This window comes from Hamadaea sp. NPDC051192 (genome assembly GCF_040682475.1).
GTDB lineage: Bacteria > Actinomycetota > Actinomycetes > Mycobacteriales > Micromonosporaceae > Hamadaea > Hamadaea flava.
Genome location: NZ_JBFBAZ010000046.1, coordinates 24,405 through 44,213 on the forward strand (window position 1 = coordinate 24,405; position 19,809 = coordinate 44,213).

Sequence of the window (19,809 nt, forward strand, 5' to 3'; positions counted from 1 at the left end):
CCAAGCGGTTGCCCTCCGTGCAATTTGCAGAATGCCTGGTGGCGGTCAGCCCTCGAGCATCTTGCGGAGCACGAACTGCAAGATGCCACCGTGGCGGTAGTAGTCCGCCTCACCCGGCGTGTCGATGCGGACCACCGCGTCGAACTCGACCGGCGCGCCCGCCCCGGTCGCGACCACGCGGACGGTCTTCGGCGTCACGCCGTCGTTCAGCGCGGTCACCCCGGTGATCGAGAAGGTCTCCTCGCCGCTGAGGCCGAGCGAGTCCGCCGTCTGCCCGGCCGGGAACTGCAGCGGCAGCACGCCCATGCCGATCAGGTTGGAGCGGTGGATCCGCTCGTAGGACTCGGCGACGACGGCCTTGACGCCCAGCAGCGCGGTGCCCTTGGCCGCCCAGTCACGCGACGAGCCCGAGCCGTACTCCTTGCCCGCCAGCACGACGAGCGGAAGCCCGGCCGCCTGGTAGTTCACCGAGGCGTCGTAGATCGAGCTGACCGGCGCGCCCTCGACGGTGAAGTCCCGGGTGAAGCCGCCCTCGGTGCCGGGCGCCACCTGGTTGCGCAGGCGGATGTTGGCGAACGTGCCCCGGATCATCACCTCGTGGTTGCCCCGGCGGGAACCGTAGGAGTTGAAGTCCCGGCGCTCGACGCCGTGCTCGGCGAGGTACTTGCCCGCGGGCGAGTCCGCCTTGATGGAACCGGCCGGCGAGATGTGGTCGGTGGTCACCGAGTCGCCCAGCTTGGCCAGCACCCGCGCCCCGGCGATGTCGCCGACCGGCGCCGGCTGCGCCTGCATGCCCTCGAAGTACGGAGGCTTACGCACGTACGTCGAGGAACCGTCCCAGGCGAAGGTGTCACCGGTCGGCGTCGGCAGCGACTGCCACCGCTCGTCGCCCGCGAAGACGTCGGCGTAGTCCTTGGCGAACATCTCGGAGTTGATCGAGGAGTTGATCGTCGCCTGGACCTCGGCCGGCGTCGGCCAGATGTCGCCGAGGAAGACCGGCTTGCCGTCCGCGTCGGTGCCCAGCGGGTCCGTGGCCAGGTCGATGTCCATGGTGCCGGCGATGGCGTACGCCACGACCAGCGGCGGGGACGCCAGGTAGTTCATCTTGACGTCCGGGTTGATCCGGCCCTCGAAGTTGCGGTTGCCGGACAGGACCGACACGACCGCCAGATCGTTGTGCTGCACCGCGGCGCTGATCTCCTCCGGCAGCGGGCCGGAGTTGCCGATGCAGGTCACGCAGCCGTAGCCGACCAGGTGGAAGCCCAGCTTCTCCAGGTACGGGGTGAGCCCGGCCTTCTCGTAGTAGTCCATGACCACCTTGGACCCGGGGGCCAGCGTGGTCTTCACCCACGGCTTGGCGTGCAGGCCCCGCTCGACGGCCTTCTTGGCCAGCAGCGCGGCGCCCAGCATCACCTGCGGGTTGGACGTGTTGGTGCACGAGGTGATCGAGGCGATCACGACGGCGCCGTGGTCCAGCTCGTAGACCGTGCCGTCGGCGGCGGTCACCGGGGTGGGCTTGCTTGCCCGGCCGTTGGTGGCCCGCGAGTTCGAGGCGGGCGGGTCGGACGCCGGGAAGCTCTCCTCGGCCTCCTCGTCCGTCTCGTCGTTCTTCACGTAGTCCGGCAGGACGGCGCGGAACGAGGTCTTGGCGTTGCTCAGCTCGACCCGGTCCTGCGGCCGCTTCGGGCCGGCGATCGACGGGACCACGGTGCTCAGGTCCAGCTCCAGGTACTCGGAGTAGACCGGCTCGACCGCGGGGTCGTGCCACATGCCCTGGCGCTTGGCGTACGCCTCGACGAGGGCGAGCTGCTCCGGCGACCGGCCGGTCAGGCGCAGGTATTCGATGGTCTCGCCGTCGATCGGGAAGATCGCGCAGGTGGAGCCGAACTCGGGGCTCATGTTGCCGATCGTGGCCCGGTTGGCCAGCGGGACGGCGGTCACGCCGGAGCCGTAGAACTCCACGAACTTGCCGACGACCCCGTGCTTGCGCAGCAGCTGGGTGATGGTCAGCACCAGGTCGGTAGCGGTCGCGCCGCTGGGCAGCTCGCCGTGCAGCTTGAAGCCGACGACCCGGGGGATGAGCATCGACACCGGCTGGCCGAGCATGGCCGCCTCGGCCTCGATGCCGCCGACACCCCAGCCCAGTACGCCCAGGCCGTTGACCATCGTGGTGTGCGAGTCGGTGCCCACCACCGTGTCCGGGTACGCCTGCCCGCCGCGGTCCATGACGACGCGCGCCAGGTGCTCGATGTTGACCTGGTGCACGATGCCGGTGCCCGGCGGGACGACCTTGAACTCGTCGAACGCGGTCTGGCCCCAGCGCAGGAACTGGTAGCGCTCCTGGTTGCGTCCGTACTCGATCTCGACGTTGCGCTCGAAGGCGTCCGGGCGGCCGAACACGTCGGCGATGACCGAGTGGTCGATGACCAGCTCGGCCGGGGCCAGCGGGTTGACCTTCGAGGTGTCGCCGCCGAGGTCGCGCACGGCCTCTCGCATCGTGGCGAGGTCGACGACGCAGGGGACGCCCGTGAAGTCCTGCATCAGCACCCGGGCCGGGGTGAACTGGATCTCGACGCTCGGCTCGGCCGCGGCGTCCCAGCTGCCCAGCGCGCGGATGTGGTCGGCGGTGATGTTGGCGCCGTCCTCCGTGCGAAGCAGGTTCTCCAGCAGGATCTTCAGGCTGTAGGGCAGGCGCTCGTGGCCCGCCACCTTGTCGATCGTGAAAATCTCGTAGCTCGCGTCGCCGACGCCGAGCTGGCTCTTCGCACCGAAGGTGTCGAGGCTGGCCACCGTCTTGCTCCTTCTGTCACACCATCCACTGGGCACAAGTCTTTCGCACGCCAGGCCGACCGGGGGCGGTTAGGGCGGACTTACCCCACGACGCGGCCCGTCAGGGCATGCCGACAATGCATACCGTACGTCCGTCTTGTTTTTTTGGCAACCTCATCCTATCGTCTGGATCATGCTTCATCACGCTCAGATCGCCTGTCCGCGCGACAGCGAAGAGGCCCTTCGCTCCTACTACGTCGGCGTACTCGGGATGACCGAGAAGCCGAAGCCGCCGCTGCTGGCCGTCCGGGGCGGCTGCTGGTTCGTCGACGCCGAGGGCGCCGAGCTGCACCTCGGGGTCGAGGACGACTTCCGCCCGGCCCGCAAGGCGCACCCCGCCCTCACCTGCGCCGACCTCGACGGGCTCGCCGCCCGGCTGACCGCCGCCGGGTACCCCGTGGTCTGGGCCGACCCGGCCGAACAGCCGGGCATCCGCCGGTTCCACACCAACGACTGCCACGGCAACCGCATCGAGTTCGTGACGGCCGAATAGCCGATCGCCCCGGGCCTCGGCGCAGTCCTAGACTGCCGCCGCAGACTTTGGGGAGGAAGTTTCATGACGGGGCGGCGACGGCTGGCGGCCGGCTTGACGGCGGCGGTGGTGCTGATGGGGCTGGCGGGCTGCGGCCTGCCCAGCGGGGTCGACGGGAAGCTGGCCAACCAATGGTCGATGCCGCCCGCGGCCCAGGAGGTCCAGGCGAAGGTCGGCGACTGCCGCACGGCCACCCAGGAGCAGGTCAACCCGGTCACCGAGTCGATGGTGCCCTGCACCGGCTCGCACAACCGGGAGGTCGTGTACATCGGCGAGTTCACCGGCGCCTCGGCTGCCCTGACCACGCCGCCGACCCTGCAGAAGAAGGCGACCGGCGCGGCGGCCACCGCCCAGGCCGAGGCGTACGCCGAATGCAGCAAGCAGGCCAGCGCGTACGTCGGGCACAGCTGGTACCACCCGCGGCTGGATCTCAACGTCGTGCTGCCGACCAGCGCCGCCTGGACGGCCGGACGCAAGTGGTATCGCTGCGAGCTGCAGCAAGTCGACTGGTACTCCTACGACGACGAGACCCGCGAGGGCACGCTGAAGGACTTCACCTACCCGATCGCGTGCATGAACTTCGGCAACGACGAGTCCCGGGTGGTCGGCTGCACCGCCAAGCACAACGGCGAGTACGTGGGCAGCTTCACCGCCCTGAGCCAGGCGCGGCCGAACACCACCGCGCAGTACGCCCCGTACCACACGAAGTGCCGAGCGCTGGCCGGCCCGTACCTCGGGGTGACCGCCGCCCAGGTGAGGTACCTCACCGGCACCTACGTCTGGTTCTCCTACAACGAGGACTACGCCGCCTCCGGCCGCCAGGACGTCCACTGCTTCCTCTGGTACGGCGAGAAGAAGTCGATGACCGGCACGGCCAAGGGCAAACGCGGCACGAACCTGCCCAAGTGAACGGATCATCCGGCATGCCGGCGAGATAGGCTCGCCGGCATGTCCGTCTTCGACATCGAGATCTCTTCCCTGGCCGGGCAGCCCGGCGAGCTGGCCCGCCTGCGCGGCAAGCCGGCCCTCATCGTCAACGTCGCCTCCCGGTGCGGGCTCACCCCGCAGTACGCCGGGCTGGAGCACATCGCGGCGAGCACCCCCGGGCTGACCGTCATCGGGGTGCCCTGCAACCAGTTCGGCGGCCAGGAGCCGGGAACCGCCGACGAGATCGCCGAGTTCTGCTCGGCGACCTACGGCGTCACCTTCCCGATGACCGAGAAGGTCGAGGTCAACGGGGACGGCCGCCACCCGCTGTACGACCAGCTCACCCGCGTCGCCGACGCCGAGGGCCACGTCGGCGACATCCGGTGGAACTTCGAGAAGTTCCTCGTCGACGCCGACGGCGCGGTCGTCGCCCGGTTCAGCCCGCGGGTCGAGCCCGAGGCGCCCGAGCTGGTCGCCGCGATCGACAAGCTCGTCTCCGCGGCGAAGTAAGCCGTCGCGCTCGGCGCCGGGCACGTGATGACCGGCGCCGGGCGCTGCTTTAGGCGTACACCTCCAGCTCGGCGACCTGACCCGCCGGCCAGCCGGTGTTGCCCGTGATCTGGATCCGCACGTAGCGGGCGCTCGCGGCCCCGAACGTGACGGTGACCGTGTTGCCGGTGGCGGGATCGAACGCGTAGCCGCCGCTGGCGAGGGTCGTGAACGACGAGCCGGCGACGCTGCCCTGCACCGAGAAGGTCTGGGTCCGGATCTCCCAGGACGACGGCAGCTTGAGGACGACACGACTGATCGTGGTGGCCGCGCCGAGGTCGACCTGGAGCCATTGCGGGAACGCGCTGTTGGCGCTCTCCCAGTAGGTGCCGGCGTTTCCGTCGACGGCGTTGCCGGAGCTGTAGCTCTGCGTGTGGCTGCTCTCGCCGGTGGCCTTGCCGCGGGCGAGGTTCGTGCTGGGGGCGGCGTCGGTCGTGACGGTGACGGCGTTCGACGCGGCCGAGGTGTTGCCGGCGGCGTCCTGCGCGGTGACGGTGAACGTGTAGGCCGTGGCCGGGTTGAGGCCGCTGACCGTGGCGGTCGTGCCGGTGACCGTGGCGACCACCGCGCCACCCTGCCGCACCTGGTACGCCGTCACCCCGACGTTGTCCGTCGACGCCGACCAGGACAGCGACACGCTGCTGGACGTCTTGCCCGTGACGGTCAGATTGGCCGGAGTGCTCGGAGCCTGCGTGTCGGCGGTCGTCGCACCGTAGACCTCGAATGCCGACAGCTGGCCCGCGGGCCAGCCCGTGTTGGCCGACATGGTCACCCGGACGTAGCGGACGGACTTCTGGGCGAACGTGACGGCCACGGTGTTGCCGCTCGCCGGATCGAACACATAGGAGCCGCTCGCCAGCGCCGTGCCGGTTGCTCCGTCCTGGAGGGAGATCGTCTGCGTACGCGCGCCCCAGGACGCCGGGAGTTTGAGCACCACCCGGTTGACCGCGGCGGCGGCGCCGAGGTCGACCTGCACCCACTGCGGGAACGCGTTGTTGGCGCTCTCCCAGTAGCTGTTCTGGTCGCCGTCGACCGCGTTGGCCGCCACGAATCCCTGGTTGTGGCTGCTCTCGCTGGTCGGCTTGCCGCTCGCCAGGTTGCCGGTCGCCGGCGGCGTGCCGACGACAGGTTGCGTCGGGCGGACAGCGGTCAGCGCGATCTGGCCCTTGAGCATCTTGCCGCCGTCGGCGGTGATGCGCAGGTAGTAGTCGGACGAGCAGGCGGTGCCGTCCTCGTCCAACGTCACGAAGCTCGACCCCGCCGGGATGAAGGCGGCCGACTCGGCGGTCTTCGCGATCTGGTTGCCCTCGTTGTACTCGTCGAACATCGAGACGTAGAGGCCCTGGGCGCCCAGCCGGATCATGTTGTAGAGGTGCCGCCAGTAGAAGTCGCCGTGGTGGCGGGCGTGCGACGACAGGTCGCCGGGCATGACACAGGGCTGGTAGTCGATGCCGCGGGCGTTGCACTCGGCCTGGTCGGCGAGGTTGACGTTGGTGTAGAACCAGTCCAGCCCGTCCAGCGTGCCGGTCCGGCCGACCATCCACGGCGAGATCATGTGGAAGGCGGTGTAGACGTCGAAGTATCCGGCGCGGGAGTCGTTGATGCCCTGCCGCCAGTAGGTCGGCACGCCGCCGATCACGTAGCAGCCCTGGTTCTTGAACCAGTTCACCACGTCGAGGCAGGCCGCGGCGCTGAACGGGCGCCCGTCGTCGTTGAAACCGAAGCCCCAGACGCACACCACCGGCTTGCCGTTCTGCTTCGCGTACGCCGAGGACGCGGTGTGCGCCGACATCTTCTGGGTCCAGTCGGTCTTGATCTCCGACTGCATGTTGGTCCAGTTGGTGACGTCGTACATCACGTAGAACCTCCGGCCGGTCGCCTCGGCCGCGGTGCGTACCTTGGCCGCCATCGCGTCGCGGATCGCGCCCTCGCCGCCGAACGGGTTGAACCGCTGCAAGGCGGCCGTGTCGCAGCCGTTGTCGCGCATCCATTGGAAGTGTGTGTCGACCGTCTGCTGGTCGTAGTGGGAGAACAAGGCGGCGGGCTGACCGTTGCCGAGATTCGCCCAGGCCGTCGGGTAGGTCCGGGGGTAATCGCGTACGTCGGGCCAGGAGACGATCGAGTTGTTGGACGGCGACGGGGTCTGCCCCCAGTTCTGCGCCCAATGCCACCAGCCGTTGATCGGCGAACCGTCCCCGGCCGCGGCGAATCAGCCCTGGTAGCCGACCGTGATCTTGCCGACGACGTCGCCGGGCGGGCTGGCCGCGGCCGCCGCCCCGGGCAGCTCGATCGCGGCGGCCGCCGCTGCCGCGGTTCCTGCCGCCGCGGTGGCCAGAATCTGCCTGCGTGTGACCGTCATGGCGCTCCCTTGTGTCGAATGTGGACAGGGATGCGGCGACGCCCGGCCGCCGGGCCATCATGCCAGCGGGCGACACGAGAACGCAATACTTAGATATTCGTACGCAACATCGCGACAACTCGCGTGCAATCTTGCGGCGCAGCCTTGGCGCGCTTCGGTGACGTTGGCGATCTTGAACGGTTGCCGTCGCTATGACGACGTTTTCTGTTCAAGATCATGGTGCGCATGGTGATCTAGGCGCGAAATGGTCGCCAGGGCCGCCATTTCGCGCCTAGATCACCACGCGGCCGCGCCGAGAGGCGGAACGGGCGGATCAGCAGGGGGCGGCTTGGCCGTCCGCCCGGGGTTCGGATCCGGCGACATAGCCGTGGGGCGTACGCCAGATGGCTTGGCCCATCCCGAAGGTGCTCACCTCGGTGGCGACGCTGATCCGGTGCCCGCGCGCCGACAGGTCGGCCAGGATCGCCCGGTCGAACGACGGCTCGACCACCACGTCGAGCCCGCTGGTCCAGTACCACCGGGGCTGGGCCAGTGCCGCCTGCGGGTCCAGGCCGCCGTCCACCGTGGCGGTCACGAGTTGCAGGTGACCTTGCGGCTGCATGTGCCCGCCCATCACGCCGAACGGCCCGACCGGTACGCCGTCGCGGCTCAGGAAGCCCGGGATGATGGTGTGGAACGGGCGTTTGCCCCCGGCCGCCACGTTCGGGTGGGCCGGGTCGAGGCTGAAGCCCGCGCCCCGGTTCTGCAGGCCGAAGCCGTACTCGGGGATGGTGACGAACGAGCCGAACCCCATGTAGCTCGACTGGATGAGCGACACCATCATGCCGCTCGCGTCGGCGGTCGCCAGGTACACCGTGCCGCCGCGCATCGGGTCGCCGGGCGGGGGATCGGCCGCCCGCTCGCCGATCAGCGTACGGCGACTGTCTAGGTAGGACGGATCCAGCAGGTCGGGCGGGGTGCCGAACAACGGGTCCGCGACGTAGGCGTGCGCGTCGGCGAAACCCAGCTTCATCGCCTCGATCTGCTGATGCGTACCGGGGACGCCGGGCAGCCCGTCGAGCAGCGCGAAGGCCTGAAGCGCGGCCACACCCTGCCCGTTGGGGGGCAGCTCGTGCACCTCGTAACCGTGATAGCGCGCGCTCATCGGCTCGACCCAGGTCGACTCGTGGCCGGCCAGGTCGTCGCCCGTGAGCAGGCCCGCCGTGTTCCAGGCGTGCCGCACCATGGCCGCGGCCACCTCGCCGTGGTAGAAGTCCCGCGCGTGCGATCCGGAGATCAACCGCAAGGCCCGTCCCGCGTTCGGATTCGCGAACCGCTCACCCGCGGCGGGCGCCCGGCCGTCGAGGGTGAACGTCCGCGCCCAGTGCGCACACGCCTCATCCGACAGCCCAGCGTGTACGCCTACCGCAGCGGCCCAGTTCCGGGCAGTGGCCGGCGAGACCGGGAAGCCGCCTTCGGCGTACCGGATGGCGTCGTCGAAAAGCCGCTCGAACGGCAGCCGGCCGAATCGCGCGTGCAGATCCGCCCACCCGGCCGGTGCGCCGGGAACGGTGACCGGCAGCCATCCCCGGGCCGGGGGAGCGGTGGCCGCGGCCGCCTGCGCGCCGCCGAGCGCGGCGGTGGGCGGCAGCGCCGAGGCCGCCATCAGCTCCTGGGTCAGCGCGGCGGGGGACCGGCCGGAGGCGTTGAGGCCGTGCAGTTGCCGGCCGTCCCAGACGAGGGCGAACAGGTCGCCGCCGAGATCGTTGGAGCCGGGCTGCACGACGGCGAGCGTGATGGCCGCGGCGACGGCGGCGTCGACAGCGGTGCCGCCCTCCCGCAGCATGGCCACTCCGGCCTGAGCCGCCAGCGGCTGGCTGGTCGCGACCACTCCGTTCGGGGCGTAGACAGGGGTGCGCACGACCCCTATCCTCCACCTTTCTGGGGCGCGGGTGGGGTGGGTGCGCGGCTGACCTAGACTGCCCAGCAGAGGACGACCTGGGGAGGGGCCCTTTCATGAGACACAAGCGTGGGATCGCGACCATCGCGCTCGTGCTGGCGGCTGGGCTGGGAATGTCCGGCTGTAGTGCGTTGACCGGCACCGACGGCGATCTGGCCAACGACTGGTCGGCACTGCCCGCGCCGAAGAGCTTCGTTCCCGACCTCGGCTGTCACGCCCGGGAGACCGACGCCTCGGCGAAGGCGACCGAGTTCGCGGTGGTCGACTGCACGAAGAGTCACGAGACCGAGACGGTCTACGTCGGCGAGTTCAGCGGCTCCGCCGCGAGCGCCTCGACGCCGCCGGAGACGGACTCCAAGGACGCGGCGGACGCCTTCAACACCTGCGAGGAGCAGGCCGACAAGGTGCTCGGCCAGGACTGGCGGGACCTGCGGGTGGAGCTGAAGCTCGTGACCCCGTCCAGCGCGGCCTGGAAGGGCGGCGCGCACTGGTTCGCCTGCGACGTCATCGAGCTGGCCGACCTGGAGAACGCCGAGACCAAGGCGCGGACGGCGGCCATCAAGGAGGGCGTCGACAAGCTGCCGCTGGGTTGCTTCACCGCGACCGAGAGCGGCGGCGACCTGAAGATGGCCGAGGTGGAGTGCAGCTCGTCGCACAACAGCGAGTACGTCGGCTCGTTCGAGCCGGCCGCGGGGGTGGCGTACCCGACCACCGACGCGGGCTGGGACGTCCTGCACGAGAAGTGCGACGAGGTCGCGGCGGCGTACATGGGCATCTCGGGCAGCCAGTTCGACAAGAGCTACAGCGAGATCGCCTGGGCCACCTCGAAGAAGTACTGGGCGGCCGGCAACAACAACGTCCGCTGCTTCCTCTGGCTGGGCAAGTCGAAGATGAGCGGTTCGGCCAAGGGCAAGAAGACCACCGTGCCGAAGTGGTCCTGACGTTCGCATGACAAAGGCGCCGGCCGCGGCCGGCGCCTTTGTCATGCCCAGTGGATCTCGTGGGTCAGCAGCCAGTCGTCGCCGCCTGACTTGGCGCGCTTGGCGAAGACGAGCGGCAGCACGGCGTCCCGGATGAGCCGGCCGACCGGGCCGGGCATCTTGTCCGCGCTGAGTTTCTTCGCCTCGGCGACGACGCGTTCGACCCGGCCCCGGCGTTCCCGCTCGTACGCCGAGAACGCCGTAGCCGCGTCGGGCGCGTCCCGCAGCGACTTGGCCAGCACCAGGGCGTCCTCGATCGCCAGCGACGCCCCCTGCCCGGAGGTCGGCGACGCGGCGTGCGCGGCGTCGCCGACGAGCACCATCCGGTCGTCGTGCCAGGTCGGCACGCTCGGGAAGTCGTAGGTGTTCCACGGTTGGGCGATCTGCTCGGTCGCCTCGACGACGGCTCGCGCCGGGGTCGCGTCGACGGCGAAGGTCTCGATCAGCCGCCGCCGCCACTGCTGGGGCGTGATCGCCGCCAGTTCGGCCGGGCTCAGCTCGCGTACCTGCGGGATGTTGGCGAACCACCAGACGACGCCGTCCGGGGCGAGCATGTGGCAGAAGAAGGCGTCGCGCCCGAAGTACATCACCATCGTGCCGGGCTCGCCGGGCACCGCCGTCCGAGTGAATCCGCCGGTGTTCAGCAGCGGCACGTAGCGCGGCTTCGGCGCGGCCGCGTCGATCAGCTCTCGCGTACGCGACAGCAGGCCGTCGGCGCCGACGAGGATGTCGGCGGTGAACCGGGTGCCGTCGGCGAACACCGCGGTGACCCCATCGCCGCCGCGCTCGGCGTCGACGAGGCGCTTGCCGTATTCGACGGTCACGCCGCGCCGCAGGGCCTCGTCGCGCAACGCCTCGTAGAGGTCGGTCCGGCGCAGCGTACGGCTGGTCAGGCCGTCGGATCGGCCGTTGGGCGCGGCCGGGAAACCGCCCAGCGGCTTGCCCTTGCCGGACACGAACTCGAAGCGCGGGCAGTCGAAACCGTGCTGCTGGACCAGGTCCAGCAGATCCAGTTCCCGCAGGGCGCGCTGGCCGTTGACCGCCACCGTGAGGAACGAGCCGACGCCCTCCGCGCCGTGGGCGTACGCCTCGAAGACGGTGGCCTCGATGCCGGCCCGGCGCAAGGCCATGGCGGTGACGGGTCCGGCGACGCCGCCGCCGATGATCGCTGCGGTGCTTGGCGTAGTCATGAGATAACTATACATGGAATGACTATCGGGCGGTCAAGGTCGTACGATGTGATCCATGGCAGAACGGCGCTCCCCGCTGGCGATGGTGATCTTGTCCCTGCTGGCCGAGGAGCCCATGCACGCGTACGGCATGCAGCAGAAGATCAAGGGTCGGCGCAAGGACGAGGTCGTCAACGTCGCCCAGCGCAACAGCGTCTACCAGGCGATCGAGCGGCTGGTCCGGGACGGCTACGTGCAGGTGCGGCACACCGCCCGGGACTCCGGCCGGCCCGAACGCACGGTGTACGAGCTGACCGAGACCGGCCGGGACACTCAAACGGCCTGGCTGCGATCGATGCTCGCCACCCCGGCCCGGGAGTTCCCCGAGTTTCCGGCGGCCCTGGCCTTCATCGCGATCCTCGACCCGGACGACGCCCGGGAGCAGCTGGAAAAGCGCGCCGAGATCCTGCAGAGCCGCCTCGACCAGTACGCCGACGGCCTCCAGCGCAGCCAGGAGATGGGCCTGCCGCGGCTGTTCGTCGTCGAGGACGAGTACGCCCACGCCGTCACCACCGCCGAGCTGGGCTTCGTGCGTACGATGATCAAGGATCTGGCCGACGGCGAGCTGACCTGGAACCGCGAATGGCTGGCCGAGATCGCCGCGAAGTTCGAAGGAGCCCCCGCATGACCGGGCCGCAGGCGGCCGCGCAGCCCACGCGGATCATCGACGGCGGCCTGTCGACGGAGTTGGCGGCGAACGGGCACGACCTCAGCGATCACCTCTGGTCGGCCCGGCTGCTGCGGGACGAGCCCGACGCGATCGTCGCCGCCCACGCCGCCTTCCTTCAGGCCGGGGCGACCGTCAGCACCACCGCCAGCTATCAGGCCACTTTCGACGGCTTCGCCCGCAGCGGCATCGACCGGGCCGAGACCGAGCGGCTGCTGACCCGCAGCGTCACCCTGGCCCGCCGGGCGAATCAGGAGACGGGGATCGACGCCCTGGTGGCGGCCTCGGTCGGCCCGTACGGCGCGATGCTCGCCGACGGTTCGGAGTACCGCGGGAACTACGGGCTCAGCGTGGCCGACCTCGTCCGGTTCCACCGGCCCCGGCTGGAGGTGCTGGCGGCGGCCGGCCCCGACCTGTTCGCCCTCGAAACCGTGCCCGACCTGGTCGAGGCCGAGGCGCTGCTGATCGCGCTCGACGGGCTGGGCGTACCGGCTTGGCTCTCCTACACCGTCGCCGGGGACACCACCCGCGCCGGTCAGCCCCTCGCCGACGCCTTCGCCCTCGTACACGGCGTCGACGCGATCGTGGCCGTCGGCGTGAACTGCTGCGATCCGGCCGACGTCGGGCTCGCCCTGGCGACCGCGCGCGTGGTGAGCGGCAAGCCGCTCATCGCGTACCCGAACAGCGGCGAAGTTTGGGACGCGGCCGAGCGGTCCTGGGCCGGGACGGCCGGGGCGTGGCTGGCCGAGGCTCCGGCCTGGGAGGCGGACTGGCTGGGCGGCTGTTGCCGGGTCACGCCCGCGGACATCGCCGAACTGGCCCGACCGTAGGATCATCTCCGTGGAGCTGCTGCACTCGGGCAAGGTCAGAGACGTGTACGCCGACGGCGAGGACCTGATCCTCGTCGCCTCCGATCGGATGTCGGTCTTCGACGTCGTGCTGCCGACGCCGATCCCGGACAAGGGCGCGATCCTGACGCAGCTGTCGCTGTGGTGGTTCGAGCAGCTCGCCGACCTGGTCCCGAACCACGTGATCTCGCAGGACGTGCCGGCCGAGTGGGCCGGGCGGGCGATCCGCTGCCGCCGCCTGAAGATGGTCCCGGTCGAGTGCGTGGCCCGGGGCTACCTGACCGGGTCGGGTCTGCGCGACTACGAGGCGACCGGGGTCGTGTCCGGCATCGAGCTGCCGGCCGGACTGGTCGAGAGCTCCCAGCTCGCCGAGCCGATCTTCACCCCGTCGACCAAGGCCGCGATGGGGGCGCACGACGAGCCCATGACGTTCGCCGAGGTGATCACCACCGTCGGCGCGGCCACCGCGGAGCAGTTGCGCGACATCACGCTCGCGATCTACCGGCGGGGGGCGGAGGTCGCCGCGGAGCGCGGGATCCTCATCGCCGATACCAAGATCGAACTGGGCTGGGACGCCGACAGCCAGCTCGTCCTCGGCGACGAGGTGCTCACGCCGGACTCGTCGCGTTTCTGGCCGGCCGAGGACTATCTGCCGGGCAAGGTGCAGGACAGCTTCGACAAGCAGCCGCTCCGCGACTGGGCCGTGGGCCTCGGCTGGAACAAGGCCGCCCCCGGGCCGGAGGTGCCGGCCGAGATCGTCGACCGGACGCGCGCGCGGTACGTCGCGGCGTACGAGAGGCTCACCGGCCGTACTTGGTGACTCCGCCGCGCCGGTGCGGGGATCGGCGGACAATGGGAGTCATGTACGGCACCGTGATGATCGGGAAACTCAAGGTTCCCTACGACGAGGTGGTCCGCGCCGAAGAGAAGTGGGACACCGAGCGCAAGGTACAGGGCTACGTGCGTGGCGATCTGCTGCGCGCTGACGACGGCCAGACGATCGTGATGGCCGTTCAGTTCGAGAGCAAGGAGCAGTACGTCGCCCTTGCCGACGATCCCAAGCAGGACGAATGGTGGCGCACGGTGATGGCGCCCATGCTCGACGGCGAGCCGACCTGGATCGACGGGACGTGGGAGTCCCAGGTTCGCTGACCCGCCATCGATCCACCATAGATCCACAACTGATCCACTGGGCCTGCAAGAGGTGCAAGATCTTGCAGGCCCATCTGCTGTGAAAGAGCAAGTCTTGCGGTGAGCTTTCAGTAACGCGTATGTTGCGGCGGACGCTTCGCAGTGATGTGTGCCACCGAGCCCCCGAGGTACGCGATGAATCTCCGCAGGTTGCTGCCGCTCGCCCTGATCCTCCCCATGATCGTCGTCCCACCGGTGGCCGCCCAGGCCGCGCCGCAACCGGAGCCGCCACGGGCGCCCAAGCGGGCCGAGCAGTTCTACTTCGTCCTCCCCGACCGGTTCGCCAACGGCGACAAGTCCAACGACAAGGGCGGCTACGCCGGCGACCGGACGAAGACCGGCTACGACCCGGCGGACAAGGGCTTCTATCACGGCGGCGACCTGCAGGGCGTGATCGACAAGCTGGACTACATCCAGGGTCTCGGCACGACCTCGATCTGGCTCGCGCCGGTGTTCAAGAACCGTCCCGTCCAAGGGACCGGGGCCGACATGAGCGCCGGGTACCACGGCTACTGGATCACCGACTTCACCCAGGTGGACCCGCACTTCGGCACCAACGCCGACCTCAAGCGGCTCGTCGGCAAGGCGCACGACCGGGGGATGAAGATCTACCTCGACGTGATCGTCAACCACACCGCCGACGTCCTCCAGTACGCCGAGAACAAGTACGACTACGTGGACAAGAAGACCAGCCCCTACACCGACACGCAGGGCCGGTCCTTCGAGGACGCGAACTACGCCGACGGCACCCAGGGCTTCCCGAAGACCGACGGGACGGCCGGGGCGTACACCCCGGTCTTCCCGACCGCCGCCGACCGGACGGTGAAGAAACCGGCCTGGCTCAACGATCCCGCGATGTACCACAACCGGGGCAACTCGACGTTCGCCGGCGAGAACTCGGCGTACGGGGACTTCTATGGGCTGGACGACCTGTGGACCGAACGGCCCGAGGTCGTCTCCGGGATGACGAAGATCTACCAGGACTGGATCGGCACGACCGGCATCGACGGCTTCCGGCTCGACACCGTCAAGCACGTCGACATGGCGTTCTGGCCCCAGTTCAGTCAGGGCGTCACGAGCTACGCGAAAGACCACGGCAAGCCGGGCTTCTTCATGTTCGGCGAGGTCTACAGCGCCGACGCGGCGTACGCGTCGACCTTCGTGCGTCAGGGCAAGCTGCCCGCCACCCTCGACTTCGGCTTCCAGGCCGCCGCGCAGGGCTTCGTCACCGGCGGCAGCGGCCAGGGCCTGGCCGACCTCTACACGATGGACCCGTACTACACCGCGCCCGGCACGGACGCGAACGCGCTGCCGACCTTCCTCGGCAACCACGACATGGGCCGGATCGGCTCCTTCATCAGCAAATCCAGTGTGGACGCGGCGACCTATCTCGACCGCGACAAGCTCGCCCACGAGCTGATGTTCCTCACCCGCGGCCAGCCGGTCGTCTACTCCGGTGACGAGCAGGGCTTCACCGGCCCCGGCGGCGACAAGGACGCCCGTCAGGACATGTTCGCGAGCAAGACCACCGACTACCTCGACGACGACCTGCTCGGCACCGATCGCACCCACGCCGTGGACAACTACGAGACCACGCACCCGCTCTACCAGACCATCGCGGCCCTCAGCCGCCTCCGCGCGGCACATCCCGCGTTGGCGACTGGTACGCAGAAAGTCCGCTACGCGGGTGGCGGAGTCTTCGCGTTCAGCCGGGTCGACGCCGGTGAGCAGGTGGAGTACCTCGTCGCGCTGAACTCCTCGACGCAGGCGCAGACCGTGACCCTGACGACCTCCTCGGCGCCCGGTACGCGGTTCGGCCGGCTCTACCCGAGTCTGGGCGACGGCCCGGCGTCCGACGCCGACGGCAAGGTCACCGTCACCATCCCGCCGCTGTCGTCGGTGGTCCTGCAGGCGCGGCAGCCCGTGACGGCGGCCGCCGGCACTCCGACGATCACCATCAGCTCGCCCGGCGACGGCGCGAAGGTCCCCACCATCGCCAAGGTCAGCGCGACCGTCGGCAACGCGTCGCCGACCGCGACGGTCAGCTTCTCCGCGCAGGTCGCCGGCGGTCGCTGGCAGGCGCTGGGCACCGCGACGCAGCCGGACGCCGACGGCCGGTACACGGTCTACCACGACCTGACCGGGCTGGGCGGGACGACGCCGATCGCGTACAAGGCGATCGTGGACAGTGGGGGAGTGAAGGCGACCGACACCACTCAGGTCACCGTGGCGACCCCGGTCCAAGGCGCGCAACGCGAGTACGTCCTGGTGCACTATCGGCGTACGGACGGCGATTACGCCGACTGGGGGCTCTACAACTGGGGCGACTCCGACCCGTCGTCGCAGCATGGTTGGCCGGTCGGGCAGCCGTTCGCCGGTGAGGACTCCTACGGCCGGTGGGCCTGGGTCAAGGTGAAACCGGGCGCGACCAACGTCGGCTTCCTCGTCGTGAACTCCCAAGGCGTCAAGGATGTCGACGCCGACCGCAGCCTCGATCCCAGCCGGGTCGGCGAGGTCTGGCTCAAGCAGGGCGACGCCACGATCTACTCCTCCCCGGCGGCCGCGCTCGGCTACCAGACGATCCGATACCACCGTGCCGACGGGAACTACGCCGGCTGGGGCCTGCACCTGTGGGGCGACGGGCTCGGCATCTCCGTCGACTGGGCCAACCCGATGCCGCCCATCGGGACGGACTCCTTCGGGGCGTACTGGAACGTGCCGTTGACCGACCCGGCCAAGGTCGTCAACTTCATCGTCCACAACGGAGATACCAAGGACCCGGGGCCGGACCAGTCGGTCGACCCGACGCAGGGCGCCGACGCCTTCGTGACCAGCGGCGACGCCACCGTGTACGCCTCCGAGGCGGCCGCCTCCCACGTGGCGGTGCTGCACTACCGGCGGACGAACGGCGACTACGCGGGCTGGGGACTGCACCTCTGGGACGGCGCGGCCACCCCGACCGACTGGGGCACACCGATGCCGCCCACCGGCACGGACGCGTACGGGGCGTACTGGCGGGTGCCGTTGGCCGACGGGGCCACCGCGTTGAGCTACATCGTGCACAACGGCGACGAGAAGGATCTTCCGGCCGACCAGAAGCTCACCTTCGCCACCAGCGGCAACGAAGTGTGGTTCCAGCAGCAGACGCCCGGCTATCTGCGGCCGGGGGTCAAGAGCGCGCCCAAGGACATCGACCTCGGGCACAGCTACGCGCAGTGGATCGACCGCACCACCATCGCCTGGAACAAGGGCGACACCGACGGCAAGGTCTACGACCTCGTCATCGCCCCGAACGGCGGACTCGGCGTGGCCGACGGGCACCTGACCGGCGACTACACCACGATCCGGTTGAGCGCTCGGGCCGACGGGCTCACCGAGGCGCAACGCGCTGCCTGGCCACACCTTTGGGCGTACCACTCCTTCGGACTGAGCGCGGAGCTGAAGAAGGTCAAGGCCGCGCTCACCGCGCAGCTGGTCGTGACCGAGAGCGACCACGAGGGCAACCTGTTGTCGGCGACCGGCGTGCAGGCGCCGGGCGTCCTGGACGACGTGTACGCCGCCGCGACCAGCGCGAAGCTTGGCCCGGTCGTGACGCGGGACCAGACGCGGATCTCGGTCTGGGCACCCACGGCTCGCAACGTCCAGCTGGAACTGATGTCGACGCCGACCAGTACGCCCACCCTGGTCACGATGAAGCGGGACGACGCGACGGGCATCTGGCGGGCGACCGGGCCGACGGCCTGGAAGGGGAAGTTCTACCGATTCCGGGTCACGGCGTGGCAGCCCGCCACGCACACCTTCGTCACCGCGAGCGTGACCGATCCCTACTCGCTGGCGCTGGCGGTGAACTCGACCGCGAGCCAGATCGTCTCGCTGGACGACGCGTCGTCGAAGCCGGCCGGTTGGGACTCGCTGCGCAAGCCCGCGGTGACCGGGCGGCCGCAGATCCAGGAGGTCTCGGTACGCGACTTCTCGATCGCCGACACGACCGTCGCGGCCGCCGACCGGGGCACGTATCGGGCGTTCACCGGCTCGTCGGCGGGGATGACGCAACTGCGGTCGCTGTCGGCGGCGGGGGTGACCCATCTGCATCTGCTGCCGACGTTCGACTTCGCCACCACCCCCGAGGAGCGGTCGGCCCAGGCGACGCCCGCCTGCGACCTGGCGTCGCTGCCGCCGGACTCCGATCAGCAGCAGGCCTGCGTGGCGGCGGTACGCGACACCGACGGCTACAACTGGGGCTACGACCCGCTGCACTACACCGTTCCCGAAGGCGGGTACGCCGTGTCGCCGGCGAACCGGACGCTGGAGTACCGGCAGATGGTGCAGGGCGTCAACAACGCGGGGCTGCGTGTGGTGGCCGACGTCGTCTACAACCACACGTCGGCCGCGGGCGTCGCGCCCGGGTCGATCCTGGATCAGCTCGTGCCCGGCTACTACCAGCGGCTGCTCGACGACGGCACGGTGGCGAACTCCACCTGCTGCGCCAACACCGCCCCGGAACACGCCATGATGGGCAAGCTCGTGGTGGACTCGGTCGTCACCTGGGCGCGTGAGTACAAGGTGGATGGATTCCGGTTCGACCTCATGGGACACCATCCCCGCGCCAACATCCTGGCCGTACGCAAGGCTCTCGACGCGCTGACAGCGGCTCGCGACGGCGTGGACGGCAAGTCGATCCTGCTCTACGGCGAGGGCTGGGACTTCGGGGAGGTCGCGAACAACGCCCGGTTCGTCCAGGCGACCCAGCGGAACATGGCCGGAACCGGTGTCGGCACGTTCACCGACCGGCTGCGAGACGCCGTACGCGGTGGCGGCCCGTTCGACGCCGACCCCGGAATCCAGGGCTTCGCCTCCGGCCTCACCGACCCGGCTGCCTTGGCGCACGCGCAGGATCTGATCCAGCTGGGGCTGGCGGGAAACCTGGCCGCGTACGAGTTCCGGTCGTCGTCGGGTGCGGTCGTACGCGGCGATCAGGTCGACTACAACGGCTCGCCAGCCGGGTACACCGCTTCGCCGTCGGAGGCGGTCACCTACGTGGACGCCCACGACAACGAGATCCTGTACGACGCGCTGGCGTACAAGCTGCCCCGGTCCACCTCGGCGGTGGATCGGGCGCGGATGCAGGTTCTGGCCCTGTCCACCGTGGTGTTCTCGCAGGGGACCGGGTTCGTGACCTTCGGATCCGATCGGCTGCGGTCCAAGTCGCTGGACAAGAACTCCTACAACTCCGGCGACTGGTTCAACTCGATCGAATGGGACTGCTCGGCGGGCAACGGGTTCGGCCGGGGACTGCCGCCGGCGGCGGACAACTCGTCGCGCTGGTCGTACGCCCGCCCGCTGCTGGCAGATCCCGCGCTGGTGCCGAACTGCGACGTGATCAACCTGGCCTCGGCCCGGTACGCCGAACTGTTGCGGATCCGTGCCTCGTCGCCGGTGTTCAGCCTGACCTCGGCCGCGGCGGTGCAGTCGCGGGTCGCATTCCCGGTGTCGGGGACGTCCGCCGCGCATCCTGGCGTGATCGTCATGTCCCTCGACGCGCGCGGACTGGCCGGCGGGTTTGGGCGGTATGTGGTGATCTTCAACAGTACGGCGGAATCGGTGACGCAGTCGGTGCCGGGGCTGACGGGGGCCTACTCGTTGCACCCCGTCCTCGCGGGCTCGGCGGACGCCTCGCTTCGCTCGGCCGCCGCCTCCGGCTCGTCCTTCACGGTTCCAGCGCGGTCGGTGACGGTCTTCGTCTCCTGATCGCTTTTTCG

14 protein-coding genes are annotated in these 19,809 nt (G+C 69.8%); 9 read left to right on the top strand and 5 right to left on the bottom strand.

Features of this window, described 5'->3' with window-relative positions:
- Positions 1-45: 45 nt before the first annotated feature.
- Complete coding sequence (acnA, locus tag AB0M47_RS20720) at positions 46-2,790, bottom strand: aconitate hydratase AcnA (protein WP_363415957.1); 2,745 nt, start codon at positions 2,788-2,790, stop codon at positions 46-48.
- Between the two features lie 172 nt (positions 2,791-2,962).
- Here acnA and AB0M47_RS20725 point away from each other — a divergent pair, with 172 nt between their 5' ends.
- From AB0M47_RS20725 to AB0M47_RS20735, 3 genes are all read left to right on the top strand, one after another.
- Positions 2,963-3,322 carry a glyoxalase gene (locus AB0M47_RS20725; RefSeq protein WP_363415960.1) on the top strand — a complete coding sequence of 120 codons (360 nt, stop codon included), beginning with the start codon at positions 2,963-2,965 and terminating at the stop codon, positions 3,320-3,322.
- A 63-nt stretch (positions 3,323-3,385) separates the two neighbouring features.
- Positions 3,386-4,270 (top strand): septum formation family protein, encoded by an 885-nt coding sequence (locus tag AB0M47_RS20730; RefSeq protein WP_363415963.1) that lies wholly within the window; start codon positions 3,386-3,388, stop codon positions 4,268-4,270.
- Positions 4,271-4,309: 39 nt separating this feature from the next.
- On the top strand, positions 4,310-4,798 hold the full coding sequence (locus tag AB0M47_RS20735) for a glutathione peroxidase (protein WP_253762167.1): 489 nt from the start codon (positions 4,310-4,312) through the stop codon (positions 4,796-4,798).
- A 49-nt stretch (positions 4,799-4,847) separates the two neighbouring features.
- On the opposite strand, the gene AB0M47_RS20740 is transcribed toward AB0M47_RS20735, so the two are convergent.
- From AB0M47_RS20740 to AB0M47_RS20750, 3 genes are all read right to left on the bottom strand, one after another.
- Entirely contained in the window at positions 4,848-6,824 is a 1,977-nt protein-coding gene (locus tag AB0M47_RS20740) for a discoidin domain-containing protein (RefSeq protein ID WP_363415966.1), read from the bottom strand.
- Between the two features lie 222 nt (positions 6,825-7,046).
- Entirely contained in the window at positions 7,047-7,196 is a 150-nt protein-coding gene (locus tag AB0M47_RS20745) for a hypothetical protein (RefSeq protein ID WP_363415969.1), read from the bottom strand.
- Between the two features lie 313 nt (positions 7,197-7,509).
- Entirely contained in the window at positions 7,510-9,096 is a 1,587-nt protein-coding gene (locus tag AB0M47_RS20750; protein WP_363415972.1) for a gamma-glutamyltransferase family protein, read from the bottom strand.
- A gap of 95 nt (positions 9,097-9,191) precedes the next feature.
- On the opposite strand from AB0M47_RS20750, the gene AB0M47_RS20755 reads away from it, so the two are divergent.
- Positions 9,192-10,076 carry a septum formation family protein gene (locus AB0M47_RS20755; protein WP_363415975.1) on the top strand — a complete coding sequence of 295 codons (885 nt, stop codon included), beginning with the start codon at positions 9,192-9,194 and terminating at the stop codon, positions 10,074-10,076.
- Positions 10,077-10,117: 41 nt separating this feature from the next.
- Here AB0M47_RS20755 and AB0M47_RS20760 read toward each other — a convergent pair whose 3' ends face one another.
- Positions 10,118-11,305: an FAD-dependent monooxygenase gene (locus tag AB0M47_RS20760; RefSeq protein WP_363415978.1), complete on the bottom strand. Its 1,188-nt coding sequence runs from the start codon at positions 11,303-11,305 to the stop codon at positions 10,118-10,120.
- A gap of 55 nt (positions 11,306-11,360) precedes the next feature.
- Between AB0M47_RS20760 and AB0M47_RS20765 the strand changes: the two genes are divergently transcribed.
- From AB0M47_RS20765 to pulA, 5 genes are all read left to right on the top strand, one after another.
- On the top strand, positions 11,361-11,972 hold the full coding sequence (locus AB0M47_RS20765) for a PadR family transcriptional regulator (RefSeq protein ID WP_363415980.1): 612 nt from the start codon (positions 11,361-11,363) through the stop codon (positions 11,970-11,972).
- Entirely contained in the window at positions 11,969-12,841 is an 873-nt protein-coding gene (gene mmuM / locus AB0M47_RS20770) for a homocysteine S-methyltransferase (RefSeq protein ID WP_363415982.1), read from the top strand. The genes AB0M47_RS20765 and mmuM overlap by 4 nt, the downstream gene beginning before the upstream one ends.
- A 10-nt stretch (positions 12,842-12,851) precedes the next feature.
- A complete protein-coding gene (locus tag AB0M47_RS20775) occupies positions 12,852-13,679 on the top strand; it encodes a phosphoribosylaminoimidazolesuccinocarboxamide synthase (protein ID WP_363415985.1) in 828 nt (275 codons plus the stop codon).
- A gap of 41 nt (positions 13,680-13,720) precedes the next feature.
- Complete coding sequence (locus tag AB0M47_RS20780) at positions 13,721-14,011, top strand: hypothetical protein (protein ID WP_253762182.1); 291 nt, start codon at positions 13,721-13,723, stop codon at positions 14,009-14,011.
- Between the two features lie 174 nt (positions 14,012-14,185).
- A complete protein-coding gene (gene pulA, locus AB0M47_RS20785; protein ID WP_363415988.1) occupies positions 14,186-19,798 on the top strand; it encodes a pullulanase-type alpha-1,6-glucosidase in 5,613 nt (1,870 codons plus the stop codon).
- Positions 19,799-19,809 lie beyond the last annotated feature (11 nt).

Bases quoted from the DNA above. Each gene is read 5' to 3' on its own strand.
- AB0M47_RS20765 (WP_363415980.1), top strand. From the start codon at position 11,361: ATGGCAGAACGGCGCTCCCCGCTGGCGATGGTGATCTTGTCCCTGCTG.
- AB0M47_RS20745 (WP_363415969.1), bottom strand. From the start codon at position 7,196: ATGACGGTCACACGCAGGCAGATTCTGGCCACCGCGGCGGCAGGAACC.
- AB0M47_RS20780 (WP_253762182.1), top strand. From the start codon at position 13,721: ATGTACGGCACCGTGATGATCGGGAAACTCAAGGTTCCCTACGACGAG.
- AB0M47_RS20740 (WP_363415966.1), bottom strand. From the start codon at position 6,824: ATGCGCGACAACGGCTGCGACACGGCCGCCTTGCAGCGGTTCAACCCG.
- AB0M47_RS20730 (WP_363415963.1), top strand. From the start codon at position 3,386: ATGACGGGGCGGCGACGGCTGGCGGCCGGCTTGACGGCGGCGGTGGTG.
- mmuM (WP_363415982.1), top strand. From the start codon at position 11,969: ATGACCGGGCCGCAGGCGGCCGCGCAGCCCACGCGGATCATCGACGGC.
- AB0M47_RS20760 (WP_363415978.1), bottom strand. From the start codon at position 11,305: ATGACTACGCCAAGCACCGCAGCGATCATCGGCGGCGGCGTCGCCGGA.
- pulA (WP_363415988.1), top strand. From the start codon at position 14,186: ATGAATCTCCGCAGGTTGCTGCCGCTCGCCCTGATCCTCCCCATGATC.
- AB0M47_RS20725 (WP_363415960.1), top strand. From the start codon at position 2,963: ATGCTTCATCACGCTCAGATCGCCTGTCCGCGCGACAGCGAAGAGGCC.
- AB0M47_RS20755 (WP_363415975.1), top strand. From the start codon at position 9,192: ATGAGACACAAGCGTGGGATCGCGACCATCGCGCTCGTGCTGGCGGCT.
- AB0M47_RS20735 (WP_253762167.1), top strand. From the start codon at position 4,310: ATGTCCGTCTTCGACATCGAGATCTCTTCCCTGGCCGGGCAGCCCGGC.